This is a genomic window from Mammaliicoccus sp. Dog046 (assembly GCF_034039665.1).
GTDB lineage: Bacteria > Bacillota > Bacilli > Staphylococcales > Staphylococcaceae > Mammaliicoccus.
In genome coordinates, this window is the sequence record NZ_CP120131.1 from 1670196 (window position 1) to 1693736 (window position 23541).

Below are 23541 nucleotides of genomic sequence, written 5' to 3' on the forward strand. Positions count from 1 at the left end.
CGATAGGCACCTCCTCTAACACATGATAATCAAATTTACACTATTATTAGTTTACATGATAGTCGATTTAATGTGAACTAATTATATGTTTATTTATTGATTTTTTACTTATTCTTCCGTTTTTTTATCTTTTTTTGTTTCTTCATCTGATTTATCGATTTCTTTAGATAAATCTTGCAATGCTTGGTCTAGCTTTTTGTGTTCAGTTTTTGTACTTTCTTCTTGCTTAGTTTCTTTATCAGTACGTTCTTTTTGTTGTTCTTTCGTTTCATAAGGTAAGAAAGTCGCACCGACTTGGAAATCAATATACCCAGGTGTTTTTAATTGGCCTGAGTTGTCTCTCTCTAATTTATCAGAAATACTAGGATAATAATTCATTTTTTTCGCAAAAGTTTGAATATCACCAATAATTTCTACACCATCTGTCATAAAGAACTGAATTCTATTTTGATTATTCTTTCCGGGTTTATAATTAACTTCGGAAATCATCGATCTCACATTTGGTTTTACTTTGCTTAATTCAGGTATTACTTTATCTAATTTTTTCGAACTAAAATCATTTAATATAGGAACATCTATTGGTAAATCTGTTGAAAGGTTTTTTACTGTTGACCCATTTTCCAACAGAGGTTCATACCCTTTTTTCTTTTTAATTAAACCGACCGTCTCGTACTCTTTAACTTCTACAGTAAGATCATTTGGAAAATGCCTTTTAATTTCGACATTTTTGACACCCTCGTACTTTTCAATTTTTGATTTCATATCACTTATTGGCAGATTGTAAATGCGTGAGTCCGATTTAATATTGAGTGCTTTTTTAATGTCAGATTTAGCAACAAGTTTTTCACCCTTAATATCAACTTTGTCAACTTTACTTATATCTGTGAACATATATAGCACAATTAGAATAACAAAGAGAATGACACCTATGAAGATCCCTAATTGAATTTGACGGCTACGTTTTCTTTTCATTCTTAACTTTTTCAAACGTTCATCATCTGTAGACGTTTCAAATTGTAATACATCTTCATGATTTTCAGAACTTTTATTCACGGTTGTCACTCCTTTTTACACAAATTTAGAAAGTTGGTAGATGTTTTTGGAAGCTTTCAATAAATGCATCTCCTCGCGCTTCGAACGTATCGTATTGATCCCAGCTCGCGCATGCAGGAGATAATAAAACAACATCATTCGGGTGAATAATACTCTGTATCTTATCTACAGCATCTTTGACATCTGTTGCTTGAATGATTTCTTTCCCTTGACTTGCACCTAAAGCATTTAATTTATCTTTTGTTTCACCAAAAGTAACCATCAATCTCACATTATCCATATAAGGAATTAAATCATCAAAATCATTACCACGATCTAATCCACCACATAACCAGATAATAGGCGATCTAAATGAACTTAAGGCAAATCTAGTTGCAAGTGTATTTGTAGCTTTAGAATCATTATAATACTTATTCCCTCGATTATTGCCGACATATTGTAAGCGATGCTTAATGCCTGAGAATGTTGTCAATGTATGTACGATTGATTTTATATCTACACCAGATAACACTGCAGCAAGTACAGCAACTAATACATTTTCCAAATTATGTTTACCAGGCAGTACAATATCATTCACATGAATAATACGTATTCCATTACATACGACATAATCATCTTCTATGTAAATGCCGTTAACTTGTTGTTCTGTTGAAAAGTATAATATTTTAGATTTTATTTCATCTTTATTTATAAGGTGTCGCTGTTCATAATTAAAGATCAAATAATCTTCTTCTGTCTGATTACTAAAAATATTTTTTTTAGCTTTTTGATATTCTTCAAGATTACCATGATAATCTAAATGTGCTGAATATATATTCGTAACAATCGCGATATGTGGTTTATATTGAATTGTACCTAACAATTGAAACGAAGATAATTCTGTTATTAAATATTCATCAGATTTCACTTCTTGTGCAACTTTTGATGCAACGACGCCAATATTACCAGCAACGTGTCCATTTACTTTACTATTCCCGAACATATCACCAATTAGTGAAGTTACAGTTGTCTTACCATTAGTACCCGTGATACCTATAATTTGTGCCTCTGAAATATAGAAACTTAGTTCTACTTCAGTAATGATATCTAGACCTTGCTTAACCGCTTCTTCTAACAAAGGAATATGATAAGGTATGCCTGGGTTTTTAACGATTAAAGGTCGATTATTTAATAACGACATTGGATGTTCCCCACCGATTACTTCAATACCTAACTCCTGTAATTCCACTGCATGAGGATCTTTTGAGATGTCTTTACCATCGTTTACGACAACATTAGCTCCCAATTTATGGCATAATTTTGCACTTTCATATCCACTTTTTGCTAACCCTAAAATTAATACATCTTTACCTTGCAAATCATCATATGTTTTCATTTTACATAACTCCTATCCATAAACCGATTGCACCTGTAACAATTCCAGCACCCCAGAATACGAGTACAATTTTCCACTCACTCCAACCTACTAATTCAAAGTGGTGATGCAATGGACTCATTTTAAATATTCTTTTACCCGTAAGTTTGAATGATGTAACCTGTAACATTACTGAAAGTGTCTCGATAACGAACACTAGACCTACAAGTAATAATGTTATTTCTTGGTTTAACATAATAGAGATTGTTGCAAATATACCACCTAATGCCAAACTACCTGTGTCACCCATAAATACTTTAGCCGGATATTTATTATAAATTAAAAATCCAACTAAACTTGCTAACATAACTAAACAGAATAAACCTATTTCAGGTTTGTCTAATATAAATGATAAGACTGCATAATATGCGAAAGCGATGATTGATAAGCCAGTAGCTAATCCATCTAAACCATCTGTTAAGTTAACTGCATTACTAAATCCAACTTGCCAAAAGACAATGAAGATAATATAGAAAACTGATAACGGTAATGACCAATCAGTAAATGGAATATTAACAGAAGTATCAAAATCGTAATTCGGTAAAATCACACTCACGATATAAAATACAACTGCAATACCAATTTGTGCAAAGAATTTTTGTTTACTTGTTAATCCTTGATTATTTTTCTTTACAACGATGATATAGTCATCAATAAATCCAATTAATCCGAAGCCAATCGTCACAAATAACAGGAGAATAAGTGGACCAACTTGATCTACGTAGAACAACGCTATAATTGTCACTAAGATTGTTGATAGTAAAAACGTTAGCCCTCCCATAGTTGGTGTGCCTGTTTTTTTCATATGACTCTTTGGACCTTCTTCTCTAATACTTTGACCAAATTTCATTTTTTTCAGTGTAGGTATTAACACTGGTACGAGAATTAAAGTCAATAAAAACGCAATGACAGGTAGCGTAAAATTCATAATCGTTCACCTTTTCTTTTATTTTTTATCGGTAGAGGTTGAAACCTTTTCTTTCAACCTCGAAGCCTTTCATTTTTAACTTTCCATTAACACCTTTTTTAAGATGATGTATCAGATACTTGCCCTATAGATGAATCGCCGTTTGGATGAGGACTCGATAATTTAAACTTCACTTTGTCCCCAGATTTGATTGTTGCATTCTCTTCGACAGATTGTTCAGTAACGTAACCTGTACCTTCAGTTTCAACTTTGATACCCGTAGCTTCTTCCAATTTCAACAGATCTCTCTTCGTCCAATTTTCAGTTGCTGGCATCGTTAATTCACCATCCGTTACGAGCAATATTTTTTCTTTATCTTCTACATTTTTACCTTTAAGCGGTAACTGTTTCGTAATTTTATCACCTTGTCCAATGACAACGGGTTCTAATTTCTTACCTTTTATCGTGTCAGTTGCCTTTTGAGTATTTGAATTAACTACATCAGGTACTTCAGCCACGTTTGATTTCACTTTTTTATCTGTTGCTTCAACATTTAAATATTTCAATGTGTTTTCCATTATAGGATTGAAAGCTCTAGATACACCGTATTCATAAGCTTCTAAATCACGTTTTTTAGCAAGTGACATACCAGCATAAACCACTACTTGTGGATCTTTAGCTGGTGCATATCCCATGAAACTTACGAAGTATGGATTCGCTCCATTAACATAACCACCATTTTTAGTGTCAGGTACTTGTGCAGTACCCGTTTTACCAGCTACACGATAACCATCAATTTTATAGTTTGTCGCATGACTTTCTTTACTATTTACTACATTGTCTAGTTCATGCATCGTTTTCTTAGCTGTATCTTTAGAAATCGGGTTACCGACAACTTTCTTCTTACCTTCTTTAATGGTTTCATTTGATTGTTTATTTTCAATGGACTTCACATAGTATGGTTCTAACATGTTTCCTTGATTTAATATAGCCGTCTCTGCTTGCAACATCTGCACAGGTGTCACAGTTGTAGACTGTCCGAATGAAGATGTTTTTCTTTGAAGTTCATTATCAAATGCAATATGCCCAGGTGCTTCGCTATCATATAAACCACCTGTCTTTTTACCAAATCCAAATTTCTCATAGTAAGCCTTAGCTTTATCTTCACCTACTAAATCTTGCAATCTCATCATAAGTGTATTTGCAGAATAAGTGAACCCTGTTGTCATTGGGATATTACCCCAACCATCATCATTCCAGTCATAAATCTTAAATCCATCAATATCTCTATGACCAGATTTAAATTTCTTATTAGGATCGAATTTACCTTCTTCTATTGCAGCAGCCAGTCCATATGTTTTAAATGTTGACCCTGGCTCATACGTGTTTTGATAAAGGTCATTTGCCCATTTTTTGCCGAATCCTTCTTTTGTATCAGGATTAAACGTTGGGCGTTGACTGTAACCTAATATTTCACCAGTTTTTGCATCCATAACAACAGCAAAGACATCTTCTGGTTTATATCTATCTACCATTTCATCAAGTGAATTTTCGACAAAGACTTGTATATTAGAATCGATTGTTAAATGAACATCGTCACCATTTTTAGCATCTATGTTATCTTCACTATTCGGTATAAGCATGCCCCAAATATCTTGTTTGTATGAATTTTTACCTGTTTTACCTCTTAAATAACTATCGAATGTTTTTTCAGTTCCTGAAACACCCTTTAATTGATTTGTTTTTTGGTCTTTGTCTGCTAATCCAATAAGATGCGACGCAAAGTTACCATTAGGATAAAATCGTTTTTTCTCGTTTTCAAACGTTAATCCAGGTAATTTTAACTTTTCAAGTGTCGTTTTTTGTTTGAATGTTAAATCTTTACCTTTTTGACCGAATTCAACCTGAAATGCATTTTTTGTTTTCAATCTTTTTAGCACTTCATCTTCGTCCATTTTAAGGACTTTAGATACTGCTTTTGCAGTTTTCTTCTTATCTACAACGTGTCTTGGCTTTTTACTACCTTCACTCATTTTTTTATCTAAAATGGCAACCAGTTTATAGCTATCTGTATCTTTAGCTAATACTTTACCATTTCTATCATAAATCTTACCTCTTTCTGGTTCTGCTACTGACTGTCTTAAATACTTTTCACTCGCACGATAAGCTAAATCTTCCCCACCGGAATGACCACTTATCATTAGATATGAATATCTAACGGCCAATATAAAAAAGAGCAGTCCGAAAAAGCTTACTAAGAGGACTGCTCCTATTTTATTTTTCTTTATTTTAATTTTGGGCATCACTACGCACTACCTTTACATTGTCATTATTCAACTTAAGACCGTAGTCTTTAGCTTTGTCGTAGATGCGTTCATATGACGATTGCTTCATTGATTCCGTCTTCAAATCACTGTTTGTTGTTTGCTGTTGTGCAATTTTATTGTCTAATTCTGCAATTTGAGTTTTACTATTGTACGCATCCATTTTTAAAGATAGCATATAAATACTTATTAACGCAATCATAGTTATAAGTGATATGTATACGATTTTTTCGATTCTAGAAATACCAACAACTTTGGTCTTCGTTACCTTTTTCTTCTGCGGTTCGAATTGTGGCTCTTGCCACTCATTAGGTCTATAATTTGGATATACTCTTTCTACTGCCATTCAATTGCCACTCCTCTGCTTACTTCAATATTTCTGCTACTCGTAATTTCGCACTTCTCGCTCGATTATTTTGCTCAAGTTCTTGTTCATCAGAAACGATTGGTTTTTTGTTAACACGTTTTAATTTCGGTTTGTACTCATCTGGTATTACCGGAATTCCCCTTGGTACGTCTGGCCCTTTTTCATATTCTTGAAAGACTTGTTTACACAAACGATCTTCTAAAGAATGGAATGTAATTACAGAAATTCTTCCGCCAACTTTAACATTTTGTATTGCTGCTTCAATCGACGTTTCAAATGCACCTAATTCATCATTAACTGCAATTCTCACTGCTTGGAATACACGTTTGGCAGGATGTCCACCTTTTCTACGTTTCGCAGCAGGAATACCTTCTTTTATTAAATCCACTAATTCGAAAGTCGTTTCTATAGGTACTTGTTCTCTTCTTGCTTCTATCTTTCTCGCGATTTGCTTAGAAAATTTTTCTTCACCATATCTAAAAAAGATTTTCACAAGTTGTTCATATGACCATTCATTAATCACTTCGTATGCAGATAAAGGTTGCGATTGATCCATACGCATATCTAATTTTGCATCGTAATGATAACTGAATCCTCTTTCAGGTGTGTCCAATTGCGGACTAGATACACCAAGATCATAAAGTACACCGTCTACTTCACTAATATGTAGGTCTTCTAATATATATTCTAAATTTCTAAAGTTATCTTGCACAAAAGTTACTTTATGAATATGATCCTTTAAAATATCTTTTGCATGTTCAATTGCTGTTTCATCTTGGTCAATTGCGATCAGTCGACCATTGTCATTTAATTGTTGAACAAGGTATAAACTATGCCCTGCTCCACCTAATGTACAATCTACGTATGTACCATTGGGTTTTATGTCTAATTTATTTACTGTTTCTTCTAATAGTACGGATACGTGATGAAACATTTAATTCACTCCTAAAAATCAAAATCAATGAGATCTTCTGCAATGTCCTCAAAATTGTCTTCAGATTCATCATAAAAATCATTCCACGTAGCTCTATCCCAAATTTCAATTCTGTTAGATACACCAATTACAGTACATTCTTTACTTAAATTAGCGTAACTTCTTAAATTTTGAGGAATATTGATACGTCCTTGTTTGTCTAATTCAACTTCTATAGCGCCTGAGAAGAACATTCTCATGAATTTACGTGCATCTTTTTTTGTAATAGGTAAGGTTTTGAGTTTTTCTTCGATGCGCGCCCATTCGTCAAGCGTGTAACCAAACAAACATTTATCAAGGCCTCTAGTAATAATAAAACGTTCATTCAAATCATATCTGAATTTAGAAGGCACAATCATACGCCCTTTTGTATCCAATTGATGTTGGTATTCACCCATGAACATTTTATCTCACCTCGCCTTATTTATAATTTACCACATTCCCCCACAATCCTCCACTATTTATACAAGTTTTCTTAAAATTTGTGTAATTAGACAAAAAAACACCCAATTTACGATTTCGTAAATTGGGTGTTAAACCTTTATATGACTAGAGTTCAATGGTTATATGTTCAAATGTATAACTAAGTGGTGGATAAGTGGAGGGACTGAACATACTCATCCCAAATTGATTCAATAATTGAACCGGATTCCACACTCTTTCTTGTAACCCGTGGTGAGGGTGTAACGTATGCTCCACGATTTCAAAATGTCTCATACTTATTTCATTTTCTCTTTCAACATTTAATAAGTAGCGATCTATTAAATACTGATATTGATGCTGGTGAATTTGATTGTTCTTTTCGATTAATTTTCTATTTTGGTAACCGTCTCCAATTTCTTCAATTAATCTTTGGTGGAATGATTTTTGAGAATCTTTCATTTCTTCAATTTCTCTCAAGACGTCATCAGATGCTTTTTCCCTAATAAAACGTTCTTTATCTTGTGCAACACCATTTATTAACACATGATCTAAATCAATATTATATTTCTCAAGACATTTTTTGCTTTCTTGAGTTAAATAACTGATTCTCATTCGTGGTATGACGATTGGCATTTCTATATCAAGCGTGTTAAAGACTTCCTTCAGTTCACCCCAATAAATAATTTCACTCGGCCCACCGACAAAACTTAATGTATTAAATAAATATTCTTCCATCACTGGTCGAGTAACAACATTATTTGAGAATCTCTCTGGATATGTTTCTACTAATGACAAGAGTTCATCTTTCGTAAATCTTACATCCGTATCTTTGCTTAAATAAAATTCATTATCCTCAAACATAAGTAATTGTCTTTTTTCATTGTAATCATAAAACAAATGAACATTACTATCTGTCAAAATCATGCGTTTGTTAATAACTTTAGAAAAATCATCCTGTGTTTTTCTAAACGATTCATCTACTTGTGCACTATGCTCTATCATTTTTTTAAACATTGGTACTTCTAATTTTCTTAATTTTGAGTAACTCGCATCAATTAATAATAAACCTTGCTCCTTAAATACATCGTGAGTAATGTGTTTAAATATATCACTCCACGATTCTGAAGTTTCAATGGCTTTATTTACCATATGCCTAACATCTTTAGAATGCGACGTTTCCCCAATATGTCTGAACAACTCATTTAATGCATTAATGATAAGATCTTTATCAAATGAATACTGCGACACACTTTTCTCTGGCGGCTCCATCGTACTGTATTTCACTTTATTCAACTGACGCGAAATACGATCATAAACATATGTATGATTTACTTCATCAAAGTCATGATCCTCTCCAGCAATCCAGAATACTGGAACAATTGGTGTATTTAATTTTTCACTCTGTTCTTTAGCCAATACTATAATAGAAACCATTTTATGAAATGTATACAGTGGTCCTGTGAACAAACCAGCTTGTTGTCCCCCTATAACAACTTTATGCCCTCCACGAATCTGTTCTAAATGATCCTTTTGAGTTTCAGTTAAATCTAGATCAGACATATAACTTTCTATTACATCTGCCAGCTCTGATTCTCTACCATTAGCTTCTGTGCGAGCACGTTGTTCAAAGTCATTTTGACTCCCAGGTTTATATTCATAAAAGTTCAATATTTCTTCACTATGATTTGTATATCTATCAATAAAACTATTTTGTTGATCAATAATCGTTTTCTTACAGTCCATACGAGTCTTTCTCCTTCAAAATTAATTACTACTAATAGTATAAAGATTGTAGGTAAATAAAACAATTTAACGGCTTATAATTTAAAATTTATTACAAATGAAGTATAATTAAGAAAAAGAACAAGGGGGATAATCATGTCAAAAGTAGAACATTTACAAATTAATTATAAAACTGAAGAAGATTTTGAACACTTCAGAAACTTCGGTAACGAAGGTTTATATATGGTAGAAGAATTAAAAGGTAAAATGATTGATGCTAGTTCAGATTCACCATTTTACGGTATCTACGTAGGGGATAAACTCGTTGCTAGAATGTGTTTATATCAACAAGATGAAGTTGAAAAAACGTATTTTCCAGAATTTAATGACTACCTTATCTTATGGAAATTAGAAGTTTTAAAAGATTATCAAGACAGAGGATATGGTATTCAATTATTAGACTATGCTAAGAAATTCGACTTACCAATAAAATGTATCGCACGTAATCAGTCGAAAGATTTCTTCTTAAATCATGGTTTTAAAGATATTGAACAACAAAATCAATCTGGTGAAGACATTGTTATTTGGACACCAGAAAAATAAAATGTAAATAAAATAAGAGACTAGGACAAATGTCCTAGTCTCTTTTGCTTTGTCCAAATACTTTTTATATAGTATAAATTCGGTAACGAGATTGTTTCCCAGAACTATCTCGTTAAAATTTCTAACAGGATTGTTTTCTATAACTATCTCGTTAGAGCTTTATTTTTCTACTTTATATAGTTCATTCAGGCTTTTGGGTACTCATTTCACCCGCTAACGAGATTGTTTCCCAGAACTATCTCGTTAGACACAAGTCTCAAGCATTTTTTGTACTGACTCCTGCAAGAACAGCATGTGCAAAAAAATGCCGACAAAGTAAATGACTTTGTCGACACTATTTCATCAAAGTATACGTAATGATTATCGCAAGCAAGATGATAATCACAATAATATGTGTCTTTAAATACATATACATTAAAGCAAAACATTCTCTAATATATGCATTGGGATAAAAATAATACTTTGATGAACCACCAAATATATTGGCATTTATTTTTAATTCTTTCGATAAACATGCTGCTCGCAATACATGAAAATGACTCGTCACTATCGTTACAATTGGATTTTTCTTAAACTTCTTCATTATCTTCATAGAATACATTAGGTTTTCACTAGTATTCGTAGATTGATTTTCTAAAATGATATCTTCAATGTTTATACCTTGTTCTAATAAATAATTCTTCATTGCTTCAGCTTCACTAATCATTTCATCAGGTCCTTGACCTCCACTAACAATGATCAATGCTTCCGGATTGCTCTGTTTTATTTTTATAGCCTTATCTAATCTTGCTTGAAGCAACGGTGTCACTTTTCCTTCGATAAGACCAGCACCTAAAACAATGATAAATTCACTATTATGCTTTTTAGATACACGATTAATAATCCACGTGTACAAGTTATGCAATATAAATATCAGATTAAAATAATAAAATGTGAACGACAATAAGATTAATATCAAACCATTTAGACAATCTACAAAGATATATGGTTTAAATATTATGACTAGAAAGTTAAATAGAATAAATATCCCGTAGCCTAAGACGATAGTATTCGTTACAACTTTACCTTCATTAGCAATTTTCTTTTTAGTATTTAAAAGTGACAACAACATGATCACGATGATGATTAAACTATAAACAATATTGCCCATGAGTAAATAATTTATATTCATATTTAGTTGTAATTGAGGAACTACCATTCCAAAAAATATACTACTTAAAAGCGCAATTATCCATGCACCTAATATGAAAATGTTTTTGTACTCTCTAAACTCTATTACATAACTAATAATAAACAAAATGAGCAAACTCACCGTTATTAACATGCTTGTCACCTCCACTCCTTTAAGTATAAAAAATTATATCACTATCACAACGAATATACATCATTTTAAATTTATCCTTTTAATTTTTCAGAATTTTCAATCTTTATATTGTTTTAGGTCAACATAGCTGATATAATATTTCTCATTGATATAAATTACACAGGAGGAAACAAATGATGCCCCATTATACGAGCCATACAGAAACAAACCACTTTTCCGAAACTCAAATGTTAACAATGACATATCAAACAAGCGAAGGATGGTCCCTTCCAGAAATTAAGCCCTATGCACCAATAACCGTTTCCCCAAGTGCACAATGTCTCCATTATGGTCAAACTGTTTTTGAAGATATAAAAGTATTCAATATAAATGATGACATTCATATATTTCAGCCACTTGATCATTTAAATAAGTTTAATCGTTCATTAAGAAGAATCGAAATGCCAGAAGTAAATCCTGATCAAATGCTTACCTATCTTTCTACTTTACTTGAAGAAAATACCTCTTTTTCCTCAAATCAAACAATCAGTTGTGCTCAACTCAGATTATTTATGTTTGCGTCTGAAAGTAAGTTAGGTGTTAGTAAATCAGATACGTACGAATGTATCGCCTTTTTATCTCCTTTAGCATCAACTCACATGTCAAAAGAATTAAATGCTATGCAAGTACTTGTTGAAGAAAAGCTCATCAAGTCAATTTCTGGTGGTGCTGGTACTTCACAATTTGGTGGCAACTATGCTTCTACATTTACTGCACAAATAAAAGCTAATCAACTTGGTTTTGATCAAGCATTGTGGCTTGATGGTAAGTATAGACACTATGTTGAGGAAGTTGGCAATATGAATGTATTTTTTGTGATTAGCGACAAAATCATAACACCACAATTAAACGATAGTATACTTCCAGGTGTGACACGCCAATCAATCATTTTGTTAGCTAAACAATTAGGTTATTCGATAGAAGAACGTGATATTTCTATAGATGAGGTCATTTCAGAAAGCTATAATGGACATTTAACTGAAATATTCTGCACGGATACTTTAAATACAATCACTTATGTCGATCGCTTAAAGTACAAAGAAGAAAACATCACATTGCATAATACTACAATTGCTCAACATCTATTGAATACATATGTAGATATTCAATTAAACAACCGACTAGATGAAAATCATTGGAATTACAGTTTGCCACATGGTACTACTGTTCAATTATAAATAATCAACACAATAAAAATTAAAGCACCGATTATTAGTAACTATTACTAACGATCGGTGCTTCTTATATGTATGATTATTGTTTCAACTCTTTATTGATTTTTCTACTTGTCGCCAAAAGTATACCTAGTGCAATACTGATACTTAAGAATGACGAGCCACCATAACTTAATAACGGCAAAGTGACACCGGTTAATGGTATTAATCCAGAAATTCCAGCTAAATTAATAAAAACTTGCATAAATATATAACTTGAAATACCAATACAAATCATTTTATAAAAATGGTTTGATGTCTTATTTGCATAAATAACGCCCTTGAATGTAATAAAAGCATACATCGCAATAATTACTAACACACCGACTAATCCAAGTTCTTCAGAAATTACAGCAAATATAAAATCAGTATGTGGTTCAGGCAGATACCCTAGTTTCATAATCCCATTACCAAGACCTTTTCCAAAAAAACCACCATTACCAATTGCTAGCAATGCATTCGCTAACTGATACCCATCTCCATTTTCATATAAAAACGGATTAGCAACCACTTTAATTCTTTTCATTCTATAAATATTTTGTGCATCAAATAGTAGTGTGTATACAAGGTAAATAATCATAGGTAAAGCCGTGATTGAAAATATTTGTATTTTGATTTTGTTTTTTATATCTGAATACAACAACATAAAGGCTATAATCGCACTATTTAAAAGTGCACCCCCTAAATCACCTTGAATTAAAATTAGCATAATACCAAAACCTAATACTAATAAAGGTGACACAAGCGAGCTTAAATTAAAATGACTACCCGCACGTAATCGACGATCAATAATGTATGACAAATATAGTATAGAAGAAATTTTCAACAACTCTGACGATTGTATATTTACGATACCTAAATTCAACCAGTTTTTAGAACCATTAATTTCACTACCGAACAACAACGTAATTACAAGTAAAGCGAGTACTACTGTTAAGATTACTTGCTGCATCTCTTTCCTCTGAAATACATTAATGTTCACTCTATAACTCATCGTAATCACAACTAAACTACCAATACAGAAATATATAAACTGTCTCTTAATAAAATACTTATCACTAATAGGTACACCATTCGTTAAAGCACCATTATTAGCAGAAACCATACTCGCACTGTATATCATCACTACGCCAATCATCGCAAGTATAAAATAAGTGAACAGTATACCGATATCTCCTCCCGAACTCTTTTTAAATTTAAATCGCTTCTTGAAATTCATAAGCCTCTCCTTTCAACCCCAAGAACCATCTTATCTATTTTTATTTACAATTGTCAATTATTTTTAGGCAAACCTAAAACATTTTACGTAAAATATTAAAAAACATAAAAAAAACCTTGTTAATAATCATAATTTAATGACATTTAACAAGGTTACTTCTTTATAATTTAAGTTCCATATCAATATGTGGAATATCATCTTCTAAATAAACTTCTGAAATAGCATTGAATCCAAATGCTGAATAGAAATCAATCAGTCGAGATTGAGCAGAAATGATAATTTTATTCGTTTCTAAATTCTCTTTTACATAATCAATCGCATACGCAACAATTTTCTTACCATAACTATGCCTTCTATAATTTGGATCAACTAAAACCCTACCTATATGTATAACATTGTCCACTTCAATCACTCTTAAATAAGCAACAATTTTCTCATTGTCTTTAAAAATAATATGAATCGCTTCAAAATCCAATTCATCCACTTCTTGATATGGACAACTTTGTTCAACTACAAAAACCTTTGTACGCATTTGAAATACTTGAACTAATTCCGCTGGAGACAAGTCATCCGTCTTCTTGATTACATATTCCATATTATCATTTGGTCTAGATTTCTTTTTATCATCTTAACCTCTCCTTTTTGAAACGAAATGTTACTACTATAACAATTATCCCTTATTATTGTATTTAAATCTAACAAAGAGCTAATAACTCATAAATAATTAAACATTAATACACTCCAAAAGCTTTACCTGCTAAACAAATGATAACAATTAATGTACCAATGAACCATTTAATTTGTGTATTTTTCATTTCAGATATTTGAAACTTGATTTTATCTTCAATCTTTAAAGGTAATTCGTCTATTTTTTTATTTAAATTATCGAACTTATCATCTATTCTCTTCTCAAACTGATCAAATTCTTTTCTTTCAATAAATTCACTCATAATTATCACCTCGTTTAAATAATATATAATTTACAACCAACCTAGCGTCCTTGTAATTGTTACAGCTAATCCTACAATAGCAATTGTCCATCCAATGATTGTATTTCGATCATGTTTGGCTTCTTTCTTTAATTCTTTATTGTTTTCCATCAACATTAACTTTATATCAGAACTAGAAGGTATATTATCTATTTTCTTCTCAATCGCATTAAATTTATCATCAACTCGTTGCTCAAACTGATTAAATTCACTTCTATCAATGAAATTACTCATATTTAACACCTCATTCTAATTAATTTTGATTGACTTCCCATTTTTTTGAATCATTCAATTTTATATTATAATAAAATTGAATTGTAGACAAGTTAAATTGTTAGTAAATCCTCTGATAAATTCAGAGCATAAATATCACTTTAAATGTAAAAAAGTTTGTGAAAAGTATTGCAATAATGGGACAACCTTATATAATAAATTTGTGAATTACAAATCAGTAGATTTAACATGATAATTCTTTAGATGAACTTTAACACCTTACATAAATTTTGAGTAAGGGTATATTTTTTTAGCTCATTTTATGTTGTGAGAAATGTTATTATAATTAATTAAAATATAATATGTAAAAAAGATAAATAAAATACAAAGTGATTAAGTGCAAAATTCTAAAGTTTTGTTAATATGTCTTTTATCAATTTTAATAAAATTTGCTTTAACCACTCTTTTGAAATGTTTAATCTTTTAACCTGCATCATTAAGGGTGATTAAATATATTAATTTTTTAGAAAGGAGTTCAATATAAAGTAAAAACAAATGGTAATCAATTATAATTTAAAAAGGAGTGATAGTACCAATATTTACTTGTAACTACTTCAATATGATGAATAATAGAATAGAAATATACACCTATTTTCAATTTTATTAATTTAATTTATAACTTCAATACGATTTTTAAGGGGTAATAAAAATGAAAAAGTATACTTATTATTATTTGCAACATTATTAGTTTTAGCAGCATGTGGTAAAACTGTTGAAACTAAGGATTTAATTCAAGGTTTTGAAAAAGAAGGTCTTTCTGTTAAAGATAGCCGAGATATGAAAAATGAAGATTTTTGTTTTGCTCCTAACAAAACAAAAGACGCTAAAATATTTACTGTAACCAAAGATAATAATGCTAGAATATTTGTTTTTGATAACGAGAGCGACTTAAAAGACACTAAAGAATATTATGATAAATTAGGAGAAAAAAGTGCTATATTCTTTTCACATACTTATGCGAAAGACAATGTACTGATTCAGATGAATGGAGAAATTGATGAATCTACTTTCAAAAAATATACAAAAGTTATTGATAAAGTAGTCGATTAAAATATAAATAGTCTACACTCTGTGTATTGAACTTTAACACCTTACATAGATTTTGAATAAGTGTATATTTTTTTAGCTCATTTTATGTTGTTCGAAATGTTATTTTAATTGATTACAATATTTTTTATCAACAAAATATTAATTATGTAATCTTTTTGAATTTTAATTTCTGGTTTGTACGTCTTTATAACATCTCAGACGTTGAACATAAATTTTTTACAAAGGCGGGATAAAGTATGAATAATGGCAAGAAAAAATTTATTTGGGGCTGTATGGGTTGTTTAGGAGTTTTCGTAATACTAGCTATCATTTTGCAGGATGTGCTGCATTAGTTAGCAATGATTCATCAAACTCTAGTAATTCATCAAGTAAATCCAATAAAGAAAAAGTATATAAAATTGGTGAAACAGCTAAAAATGGTGATTTAGAAGTTACTGTGAATGGTATTGAGACAACTAAGCAGGTTGGTCCTTCTATCGCACCGACACAAGCAAAAGATACGTATGTTGTAGCTGATGTAACGATCAAAAATAAAGGTAACGACAGTCTGACGATCGATACTAATATGTTTAAATTAAAAGCTGGAGACAAAACAGCAGATGCAGATTCTACTGGTTCAATTAGCGCTAACCAAAGTGATAATGGCTCTATTAGCAACTCATTCTTCCTTGAAAAAGTAAATCCTGACAGTACTATTAAAGGTAAAGTTGCGTTTGATGTATCAGAAAAAGTAGCTAATGATAAAAATAAAAAATTAGTTGTATCATCAAGTTTATTTAGTTTTAAAGAAGTTACATTTGATTTGTCTGATGAAAAACAATCAGCAGAAAAAAAGGAAGACAAAAAGGACGATAAAGCAACTGTACAGTCAGACACTCAACCAGTTGAAAACATCACAAATGTTAATTCAAGCAGCAATACAACTACTAACAATGTAGCGGTTCTCACTAATTCACCTACTTCAAACAATGTAAATGAAAATAATACAACATCAGAAATAAACGAAGAAGAAAATATTTATGAAACTACAACATTTGAAGATGAACCTCAAATCAATGATATTACTTATGAACAGTATCTAGCTGCGCAAGACCTTCAAATGACTGGCCCTACAGACGATATTGGCGATGGACCTGGTTTAAGTTCACCACCTGAAGAAACATTCCAAGAATATGAAACTCGAGTGCAAGAAGAACTAGATCTATATACTGTGCCAGAATAAAAAACACCCGTTGTATCAATATTAATGTGATACAACGGGTGTTTTTTATGTTAATTTGATTCTTCTAATTCACGTATATTTGCAATATATGCTTTAACATTCTCTTCAAGTTTTTCTTGAGTTAAATTGAGAGCACCATATAATTTATGTATCCCCACAAATTTAGCTCCTACAAAATCAGCTGTAGCCATCATCGGTGACAATAGCGTATCTGTTGAAAATCTTGTTGCATTTTCAGATTCATATTTATCACTATCTGCACCTATAGAAACAGCCAGTCCAATATTTTTATTGTTTAAGGCATTTCCAGTAGATCCATATGCCCAACCATACTCAAATACTTCGTCTAAATATTTTTTCAATAATGATGGTGAACTATACCAGTACAATGGATATTGAAAAATGATATTATCATAGCTTTCTAATAAATCTTGTTCTTCTTTAATATTTAATTCGCCATTTGGATATTTTAAATATAATTCATGAACATCAATATTTTCACTTAACAAAGCATCGCGCCACTTTTTATTTACTACAGATTCCTCAATGTTAGGGTGTACAAGAATAACTAATGTAGACATTTCAATACCTCCATCTTATTTATATAAAAATTATAGCAAAAGTAAAAACAAAATGTTAACTACATTGCTTAGTGATATTAAATTATTGAAGGGATTTTGGGGTTATAACGTGAATAATGGTTAAATTTGTGAAATCTATATAATAAAAAATAATAAGAAGATTATAAATGGTATTAATGCGAATATATTTACTAAATTCATAACAAACCTTATTAAACCTGTATATCTAACTCTTTTAATTCTTGAAAATACAAATGCTAATGAAATGACACCTGCTATTATCGATGTATGGAAAAAATAATATAGTAAATCAGCAAATTCTAATTTCTGTATGTAAAAAATGATACTACCAATAACTAAAAATAAATAATTAAATATATTCACTATGTATAATAATTTAACCACTTTTAATTACACCTCTTTTTTAAATATATAATTTTGACGAGATTAATTATTTACGATTGTTGTCTAAGTAATTAGCAAATAACTTTATTGGTATTAAAAGAGAATATCCTAATAATAATCCACCCACTGATGAAACTTGAACTGATAGATCAAATGTTTTAGTTAAACCGACATAACTTATAAAAATACCGACTAAGAAAATTAAAGTGAAATTCATAATTAAATTTTTTATTGGAATAAACAAATCTACGCTCCTTCTCTAATTGTTAAATTATGTAAAACCAAAGTTGTAAGGTAATTATACATAAGGAAAAGATGAATTTCTATAAAAACTAATAATGCTATATTTTTTATTCACAAAAAATACCCCTAAAGTTGAACCAAAATTCAACTTTAGGGGTGCACTTCACTATTTAGGTGGTTTATCTAACGATTTAAGAAGTATATGTTTTATAATACGTAACCAATCATATATAATTTATCTTTCTCTAATTTAAAACGTTGTATTCAACAACATTTTGTTTAATATCATTAATTGTTCTGGTATTGTATTTTTCGATACATCAGGATGAGCTTTGATATGTTCATCGACTTGATTCATTTTTATAATGTTATCCCCTTCAATTTTCGAGATATGTGAAAAATTAAAAGATACATTCTCAGAACCTATTATATACTTTTCATTATTTGAACCTGCTTTAAGATATTCGTTAATATTATCGCTGATATCTTCTTTTCTTAAATCTTTAAGAAAATGTTCATCTTTCACATTATATTCACCCAAACTTATAATTGGATCAACGGCTAAACATTTTAAGTCTAATTTTGAACCATAATATAATGAACCTGTACCACCTTTAGAAGCACCATATAATACAATGTCTTCTTCACTAATATTAAGTTCTTCTTTAACTCTCATAATGGCATTCGTAATATCTTTTTCAAAAGTATCATTATTCACAGAGTTAATGTAATGTGAGCCATGAGATAGGTTTAAATCCATAATTCTCATAGTATACACATTTTTGACTAAACTTCTCTCAATTTCACTAAAGAATTTAGGGAACATTCTGCTAGGCATTAAATAATTGTCATATCCTTCAACGTTTGGCATACATGTGAATATAACAATCAGTTTTTTATCAATAGAACTTTTATTTTCTTTACGGTCTAAAGGTTTATCTAGAGTATAAAAAACATCACCTTCTTGATGTAGATCATTCCTTTGCCACAATTCATTAATATATTTGCGTTTATATAGTTTTGATATACCGTCTTTATGAAGATATAAAATATAGTCATTCTTGAGCAATTCTTTATACAAGTTATAAATTTTTTCGTTTCTTCTAGACATTTCAATGATATTTTTTTCTGAGTTTAATATAACTTCAACAGTTTTAGTGTGTAAAAGTTCTAATTCATCATCAATATGAACGCGTTGGACACTTCTTGGCAAATTATCTACCGAACTGTTGTGATTTTTGTATGTAATATTAACTAATTTATTTAAAAATTCATTATAAAACTTATTCTCATAATGTAAATAATATGGTCCCCATACATGATTTTCATCTAACTTAAAGTTAGTATTTGTCATATCAAGTACTTCAACATCGAAATTATTAACTATATAATCGTCTAATTTATCCCATATCTTATTCATAGATTCAAAATTTTGTAGCGTAATGTTCTGTTTAGTTCTTAATTCAGTTAATGTAGTATCGTCCGTGAAGATATCTGTAAATCTTGCTTTAACTAAAACAACTTTACATCCTGGTACTTCATTATTTATGAAATTAAAAAATTTATGTATAGCTGAACTCCAAATTTCAACATACTGGTCGAAATCATCATTAATATTTAGTACATCAGATGTATCTATATTATCAATACCTTCAAAATTAGGGTTGTTTGTTATATAGTTGTTATCTTTAATTTTCAACAGACCGAATTTCACGTCTGGGTTTAGATCCATTAATAAATATTGTGGTTTTTCTTTTTTTAAAGTTTCCAAGAAACCTTTGTCAAATTCTCTTAATAATAAATTTTGAACGTAATTCGTTTTATTTTTAATTGATTTTGTAACTTTTAATTCGAGTTTATCTGACATCAAACTCGGAATAGCTGTTTGATTTTGATGAGCGATAACATCAAAAAATAACTTATAATATGGATTAAATTTAGAGTTAAAATTATCTCTTGTAATACATGATCCAACTGTAGCAACTTTGATAGTCATTATATACTCCCTTTGTTTACTTTTATTTTATTATAGTATAATTTAACCAAATATTTTAAACAACAAAAAAATATGAATAGTATACAATGTTTTATAATAAAAAAATAACCCTACCTAGTTTTTGAACACAAAAAATCCCGTCATAACGAGTGACTAATCACTTGTTACAACGGGATATAGGTAATTTACGTCCTGGGAGGGATTCGAACCCCCGACCGACGGCTTAGAAGGCCGTTGCTCTATCCAGCTGAGCTACCAGGACATTTTCAACACAAGAATAATTATATCTAATAGATGCCATTTTATCAATACATTTTCTAAAGAAAAATGTTTATTTAATCGCTTTAGAGGTATTATTACATATTTATTCCAATACTTCTATTTAATCTGTTATTACAATGTCATTGATTTTGACTGAATTCTCTTTATCTGCCTTACATATCGACTGATCATCAAATATTTTTACTACATTCGCCTTAACTAATCCAGCTGCACTTAAGACATATATTTTCTCATTCGTATGTAATTCATTATCTTTCCCCGTATTTATACAAAAATCTTCCTGATTTATAACTGATGTCACGTATGTTCTATACATTTAAACATCCTCCCTATTACATTTCAGATTTACCTTATTGCATTTACTTGAAATTAAGAACATTAATAATTATAAAACAATTTTACTTTAATTGAAAGTTTATTCTAAATTTGTAATAAAAATGAGATATTCAGATGAATATCTCATTTCATAAAATCTTATTTACATTTTGGTTGTGTACTTTATTAATTATAATGCGAGGGATTGTTTCTCTACTACTTCATGATTTCTATTTAAAAATGTCAAATTAGCATTTTCATATTGTTCATCAAACTCTAAAATTGCATATGTTTCTTCCCAAGTACCTCTTGTTTGAGATATGCTTCCTGGATTGATGCAATAAACACCATTGATTGATTCACATAGTGCTATGTGACTGTGTCCATAAAACGCAAATTTAGCGTTAGTATTTTGGGCATGTGCGCTAAGTACTTCTCTCGTACCTTTCACTTCATATCTATGACCATGTGTATAGAAGTATCCAACGCCTTCTACTTCACCTTGATTTTCTATTGGAAATTGCGCATCAAAGTCGCAGTTTCCTTTCACGCGGTCATATAAAGCTAATTCTGTATCATTATAATCGAACTCAGAATCTCCTAAGTGCAGAAATAAGTTTCCATCTTTATGGTGATCATATACTTCATGTAATATACCTTGTTCTCCATGATTATCACTTACGATTACCCATTTCATTGAAATCTCTCCCCTATGTCTTCATTCATCAATTTAATTGCATTTCCACGATGACTGACTGCACCTTTTTCTGCTGATGTTAACTCAGCCATTGTTCGATCTAATGATGGTACAAAGAAAATTGGATCATAACCGAAACCATTTTCACCGCGTGGCTCGTCTATGATTTCACCTTGTACAGTTCCTATATAAGTGACTGTCTCTTTATTAGGTTCACTTACTGCAATTGCACATACAAACTCAGCAGCTCTATCTTCAATTCCTTTTAAATTTTCAAGTAATTTATCCATATTATCTTGATCATTCTTCGCTTCTCCTGCATATCTTGCTGAATAAATACCTGGTTCACCGTTTAAAGCTTTAACAGAAAGTCCACTGTCATCTGCAATAACAATTTTATGTAATTGTTTAGACGCTGATTCTGCTTTTAAAATTGCATTTTCTTTAAATGTTTTGCCAGTTTCATCAACATCAAAGTCCAGTGCTATTTCTGATATCCCAATTACATTTGCCTTTGGAAAAATTGTTTTAAAATCATTAATTTTCCCTTTGTTATTTGATGCAATTATAATATCTTTCATTAGAATTCTCCCCTTACAATGTTATTCTTTCTACTACAGCATCTTCAATATGTAGCCATTCTTTTATTGTTCTTGTAATATGCTCAACATCACCATTGGCATAAAATTGATGCTTTGGATTAGGTGTATAATACGAATGTTCATTACTAAAAGTTAACAATGCACTTACTTCTCTTGCTGTTTCCAAGCCAGAAGATATAATCGTCTTTCCATCGTCAAAATATTGATGAATCGCTTCATATAGTAATGGATAATGTGTACATCCAAGAATGATTGTATCTGAATCATCATATCTCCACTGTTTCAGTGTTTGATGGATAACAATACTAGTTATTGTCGGATCCTTATATCTCATTTGTTCTACTAACGGTACAAATCCAGGACAAGATATCCCTTTAACTTCAACTTGTGGATTAATGGATTTGATACTTTTTCTGTATGCTTCTGATTTAATCGTACCTTCTGTACCTAATACAAGCACTCTATTATTCTTCGTAGTCATAATCGCAGTTCTTGAACCTGGATCTATTACGCCAATAACAGGAATTGATAGTAGTTCTTGTAATGGTTTCAAAGCAACAGCTGTTGCAGTGTTACAAGCAATCACAAGCATTTTAATGTCTTTCTCCACTAAGAAATTAGCTAATTGAATTGTAAAAGATTTAACTTCTTCTTTAGAACGTGGACCATATGGACATCTACCTATATCACCTAAATAAAAAATAGTTTCGTTTGGTAATTGACGCATAATTTCTTTAGCTACTGTTAAGCCGCCAATACCAGAGTCTATTACACCAATCGGTTTATTCATTCGTCTTCACTTCTCATTCTTTTTAACATGATTTCTAAAGCTTCATTAAATTTTAATTTGTCATCTTCATCCATGACAGCCAATATACCTTCAGTATACTGTTGTCTTGCATAGATCACTTCATCAATTAACTTGTAACCTTTTTCTAGCAATTTAACATGGAATACTCTTTTGTCTGCTTCAGATTGTACCCTTAAGACCAATTCTTTTCGTTCAAGTTTATCTACAATATCTGTAGTTGTGGAATAAGCTAAGAATAGTTTTTTTGACAATTCACCAATCGTTAATTGCTCTCGTTCATGTAACCATTGCATCGCTATAAATTGTGGTAGTGAAATATCATATACTTTTAAATGTTCACGTGATTTTAACTTCGTTCTTTCACCAATATGTCTTAAAGAATATTCAATCTGTTTTGTTATTTCTTCCATGGTTGATAGTACCTCTTTCTACATAAAACTTATACTTTATATAATAACATATTCATGAATTGTCAGTTAATCAATTGATATGT

At 30.6% G+C, this 23541-nt stretch carries 26 protein-coding genes and 1 tRNA gene; 4 read left to right on the forward strand and 23 right to left on the reverse strand.

The window, feature by feature from the left end; translation table 11 throughout:
- Positions 1-108 precede the first annotated feature (108 nt).
- From P3U32_RS08300 to bshC, 8 genes are all read right to left on the reverse strand, one after another.
- Entirely contained in the window at positions 109-1053 is a 945-nt protein-coding gene (locus P3U32_RS08300; protein ID WP_323702663.1) for a cell division protein FtsQ/DivIB, read from the reverse strand.
- Between the two features lie 25 nt (positions 1054-1078).
- Positions 1079-2428: a UDP-N-acetylmuramoyl-L-alanine--D-glutamate ligase gene (gene murD / locus P3U32_RS08305; RefSeq protein WP_323702664.1), complete on the reverse strand. Its 1350-nt coding sequence runs from the start codon at positions 2426-2428 to the stop codon at positions 1079-1081.
- Position 2429: 1 nt separating this feature from the next.
- Positions 2430-3395 (reverse strand): phospho-N-acetylmuramoyl-pentapeptide-transferase, encoded by a 966-nt coding sequence (gene mraY / locus P3U32_RS08310; protein ID WP_323702665.1) that lies wholly within the window; start codon positions 3393-3395, stop codon positions 2430-2432.
- Positions 3396-3493: 98 nt separating this feature from the next.
- Complete coding sequence (locus P3U32_RS08315; protein WP_323702666.1) at positions 3494-5677, reverse strand: penicillin-binding protein; 2184 nt, start codon at positions 5675-5677, stop codon at positions 3494-3496.
- Positions 5664-6044, reverse strand: a complete 381-nt coding sequence (gene ftsL / locus P3U32_RS08320) for a cell division protein FtsL (RefSeq protein WP_323702667.1) — start codon at positions 6042-6044, stop codon at positions 5664-5666. The genes P3U32_RS08315 and ftsL overlap by 14 nt, the downstream gene beginning before the upstream one ends.
- Before the next feature lie 19 nt (positions 6045-6063).
- Positions 6064-6999: a 16S rRNA (cytosine(1402)-N(4))-methyltransferase RsmH gene (rsmH, locus tag P3U32_RS08325; RefSeq protein ID WP_323702668.1), complete on the reverse strand. Its 936-nt coding sequence runs from the start codon at positions 6997-6999 to the stop codon at positions 6064-6066.
- 11 nt (positions 7000-7010) lie between these two features.
- The gene (gene mraZ, locus P3U32_RS08330) at positions 7011-7442 is read right to left on the reverse strand and encodes a division/cell wall cluster transcriptional repressor MraZ (RefSeq protein ID WP_323702669.1); all 432 of its coding nucleotides are present in this window, start codon (positions 7440-7442) and stop codon (positions 7011-7013) included.
- A gap of 145 nt (positions 7443-7587) precedes the next feature.
- Positions 7588-9204, reverse strand: a complete 1617-nt coding sequence (gene bshC, locus P3U32_RS08335) for a bacillithiol biosynthesis cysteine-adding enzyme BshC (protein ID WP_323702670.1) — start codon at positions 9202-9204, stop codon at positions 7588-7590.
- Between the two features lie 135 nt (positions 9205-9339).
- Here bshC and P3U32_RS08340 point away from each other — a divergent pair, with 135 nt between their 5' ends.
- The gene (locus P3U32_RS08340) at positions 9340-9786 is read left to right on the forward strand and encodes an N-acetyltransferase (protein WP_323702671.1); all 447 of its coding nucleotides are present in this window, start codon (positions 9340-9342) and stop codon (positions 9784-9786) included.
- Positions 9787-10120: 334 nt separating this feature from the next.
- Here the strand turns inward: P3U32_RS08340 and P3U32_RS08345 are convergent, their stop codons facing one another.
- Complete coding sequence (locus P3U32_RS08345; protein WP_323702672.1) at positions 10121-11110, reverse strand: YdcF family protein; 990 nt, start codon at positions 11108-11110, stop codon at positions 10121-10123.
- A 173-nt stretch (positions 11111-11283) separates the two neighbouring features.
- Between P3U32_RS08345 and P3U32_RS08350 the strand changes: the two genes are divergently transcribed.
- Positions 11284-12327: an aminotransferase class IV gene (locus P3U32_RS08350; RefSeq protein WP_323702673.1), complete on the forward strand. Its 1044-nt coding sequence runs from the start codon at positions 11284-11286 to the stop codon at positions 12325-12327.
- Positions 12328-12403: 76 nt separating this feature from the next.
- Here the strand turns inward: P3U32_RS08350 and P3U32_RS08355 are convergent, their stop codons facing one another.
- From P3U32_RS08355 to P3U32_RS08370, 4 genes are all read right to left on the reverse strand, one after another.
- A complete protein-coding gene (locus P3U32_RS08355; protein WP_323702674.1) occupies positions 12404-13582 on the reverse strand; it encodes an FtsW/RodA/SpoVE family cell cycle protein in 1179 nt (392 codons plus the stop codon).
- 160 nt (positions 13583-13742) lie between these two features.
- A complete protein-coding gene (locus P3U32_RS08360; protein WP_323702675.1) occupies positions 13743-14177 on the reverse strand; it encodes a GNAT family N-acetyltransferase in 435 nt (144 codons plus the stop codon).
- 136 nt (positions 14178-14313) lie between these two features.
- Entirely contained in the window at positions 14314-14532 is a 219-nt protein-coding gene (locus tag P3U32_RS08365) for a hypothetical protein (RefSeq protein ID WP_323702676.1), read from the reverse strand.
- A 30-nt stretch (positions 14533-14562) separates the two neighbouring features.
- A complete protein-coding gene (locus P3U32_RS08370) occupies positions 14563-14805 on the reverse strand; it encodes a hypothetical protein (protein ID WP_323702677.1) in 243 nt (80 codons plus the stop codon).
- Between the two features lie 816 nt (positions 14806-15621).
- On the opposite strand from P3U32_RS08370, the gene P3U32_RS08375 reads away from it, so the two are divergent.
- Together P3U32_RS08375 and P3U32_RS12815 are read left to right on the forward strand one after the other, a co-directional pair.
- Positions 15622-15894, forward strand: coding sequence for a hypothetical protein (locus P3U32_RS08375; protein WP_323702678.1), 273 nt, complete (start codon positions 15622-15624; stop codon positions 15892-15894).
- Between the two features lie 277 nt (positions 15895-16171).
- Complete coding sequence (locus tag P3U32_RS12815) at positions 16172-17116, forward strand: DUF4352 domain-containing protein (protein ID WP_416361224.1); 945 nt, start codon at positions 16172-16174, stop codon at positions 17114-17116.
- 50 nt (positions 17117-17166) lie between these two features.
- Here the strand turns inward: P3U32_RS12815 and P3U32_RS08385 are convergent, their stop codons facing one another.
- The 10 genes from P3U32_RS08385 to P3U32_RS08430 form a co-directional block, all read right to left on the reverse strand.
- Positions 17167-17697, reverse strand: coding sequence for an NAD(P)H-dependent oxidoreductase (locus P3U32_RS08385; protein WP_323702680.1), 531 nt, complete (start codon positions 17695-17697; stop codon positions 17167-17169).
- Between the two features lie 135 nt (positions 17698-17832).
- Positions 17833-18102 (reverse strand): hypothetical protein, encoded by a 270-nt coding sequence (locus tag P3U32_RS08390; RefSeq protein ID WP_323702681.1) that lies wholly within the window; start codon positions 18100-18102, stop codon positions 17833-17835.
- A gap of 46 nt (positions 18103-18148) precedes the next feature.
- A complete protein-coding gene (locus P3U32_RS08395) occupies positions 18149-18346 on the reverse strand; it encodes a hypothetical protein (RefSeq protein ID WP_323702682.1) in 198 nt (65 codons plus the stop codon).
- A 249-nt stretch (positions 18347-18595) separates the two neighbouring features.
- A complete protein-coding gene (locus P3U32_RS08400) occupies positions 18596-20341 on the reverse strand; it encodes an accessory Sec system protein Asp2 (RefSeq protein WP_323702683.1) in 1746 nt (581 codons plus the stop codon).
- 188 nt (positions 20342-20529) lie between these two features.
- Positions 20530-20603: transfer RNA gene (locus tag P3U32_RS08405), tRNA-Arg, on the reverse strand.
- A 120-nt stretch (positions 20604-20723) separates the two neighbouring features.
- Positions 20724-20939 carry a hypothetical protein gene (locus tag P3U32_RS08410; protein WP_323702684.1) on the reverse strand — a complete coding sequence of 72 codons (216 nt, stop codon included), beginning with the start codon at positions 20937-20939 and terminating at the stop codon, positions 20724-20726.
- Positions 20940-21128: 189 nt separating this feature from the next.
- On the reverse strand, positions 21129-21635 hold the full coding sequence (locus tag P3U32_RS08415) for a metallophosphoesterase family protein (RefSeq protein WP_323702685.1): 507 nt from the start codon (positions 21633-21635) through the stop codon (positions 21129-21131).
- Entirely contained in the window at positions 21632-22216 is a 585-nt protein-coding gene (locus P3U32_RS08420; RefSeq protein WP_323702686.1) for an XTP/dITP diphosphatase, read from the reverse strand. Before P3U32_RS08420 ends, P3U32_RS08415 begins: the two co-directional genes overlap by 4 nt.
- A gap of 13 nt (positions 22217-22229) precedes the next feature.
- Positions 22230-23027: a glutamate racemase gene (gene racE, locus P3U32_RS08425; protein ID WP_323702687.1), complete on the reverse strand. Its 798-nt coding sequence runs from the start codon at positions 23025-23027 to the stop codon at positions 22230-22232.
- Entirely contained in the window at positions 23024-23458 is a 435-nt protein-coding gene (locus P3U32_RS08430; RefSeq protein ID WP_323702689.1) for a MarR family winged helix-turn-helix transcriptional regulator, read from the reverse strand. Before P3U32_RS08430 ends, racE begins: the two co-directional genes overlap by 4 nt.
- Positions 23459-23541 lie beyond the last annotated feature (83 nt).

Coding starts and splice junctions, on each gene's coding strand:
- P3U32_RS08420 (WP_323702686.1), bottom strand. CDS start 22,216: ATGAAAGATATTATAATTGCATCAAATAACAAAGGGAAAATTAATGAT.
- P3U32_RS08375 (WP_323702678.1), top strand. CDS start 15,622: ATGAAAAATGAAGATTTTTGTTTTGCTCCTAACAAAACAAAAGACGCT.
- racE (WP_323702687.1), bottom strand. CDS start 23,027: ATGAATAAACCGATTGGTGTAATAGACTCTGGTATTGGCGGCTTAACA.
- rsmH (WP_323702668.1), bottom strand. CDS start 6,999: ATGTTTCATCACGTATCCGTACTATTAGAAGAAACAGTAAATAAATTA.
- P3U32_RS08430 (WP_323702689.1), bottom strand. CDS start 23,458: ATGGAAGAAATAACAAAACAGATTGAATATTCTTTAAGACATATTGGT.
- P3U32_RS08345 (WP_323702672.1), bottom strand. CDS start 11,110: ATGTTAATAACGGTGAGTTTGCTCATTTTGTTTATTATTAGTTATGTA.
- P3U32_RS08360 (WP_323702675.1), bottom strand. CDS start 14,177: ATGGAATATGTAATCAAGAAGACGGATGACTTGTCTCCAGCGGAATTA.
- P3U32_RS08410 (WP_323702684.1), bottom strand. CDS start 20,939: ATGTATAGAACATACGTGACATCAGTTATAAATCAGGAAGATTTTTGT.
- P3U32_RS08370 (WP_323702677.1), bottom strand. CDS start 14,805: ATGAGTAATTTCATTGATAGAAGTGAATTTAATCAGTTTGAGCAACGA.
- bshC (WP_323702670.1), bottom strand. CDS start 9,204: ATGGACTGTAAGAAAACGATTATTGATCAACAAAATAGTTTTATTGAT.
- murD (WP_323702664.1), bottom strand. CDS start 2,428: ATGAAAACATATGATGATTTGCAAGGTAAAGATGTATTAATTTTAGGG.
- P3U32_RS08350 (WP_323702673.1), top strand. CDS start 11,284: ATGATGCCCCATTATACGAGCCATACAGAAACAAACCACTTTTCCGAA.
- P3U32_RS08340 (WP_323702671.1), top strand. CDS start 9,340: ATGTCAAAAGTAGAACATTTACAAATTAATTATAAAACTGAAGAAGAT.
- ftsL (WP_323702667.1), bottom strand. CDS start 6,044: ATGGCAGTAGAAAGAGTATATCCAAATTATAGACCTAATGAGTGGCAA.
- mraZ (WP_323702669.1), bottom strand. CDS start 7,442: ATGTTCATGGGTGAATACCAACATCAATTGGATACAAAAGGGCGTATG.
- P3U32_RS08365 (WP_323702676.1), bottom strand. CDS start 14,532: ATGAGTGAATTTATTGAAAGAAAAGAATTTGATCAGTTTGAGAAGAGA.
- mraY (WP_323702665.1), bottom strand. CDS start 3,395: ATGAATTTTACGCTACCTGTCATTGCGTTTTTATTGACTTTAATTCTC.
- P3U32_RS08355 (WP_323702674.1), bottom strand. CDS start 13,582: ATGAATTTCAAGAAGCGATTTAAATTTAAAAAGAGTTCGGGAGGAGAT.
- P3U32_RS08415 (WP_323702685.1), bottom strand. CDS start 21,635: ATGAAATGGGTAATCGTAAGTGATAATCATGGAGAACAAGGTATATTA.
- P3U32_RS08385 (WP_323702680.1), bottom strand. CDS start 17,697: ATGTCTACATTAGTTATTCTTGTACACCCTAACATTGAGGAATCTGTA.
- P3U32_RS08400 (WP_323702683.1), bottom strand. CDS start 20,341: ATGACTATCAAAGTTGCTACAGTTGGATCATGTATTACAAGAGATAAT.
- P3U32_RS08315 (WP_323702666.1), bottom strand. CDS start 5,677: ATGCCCAAAATTAAAATAAAGAAAAATAAAATAGGAGCAGTCCTCTTA.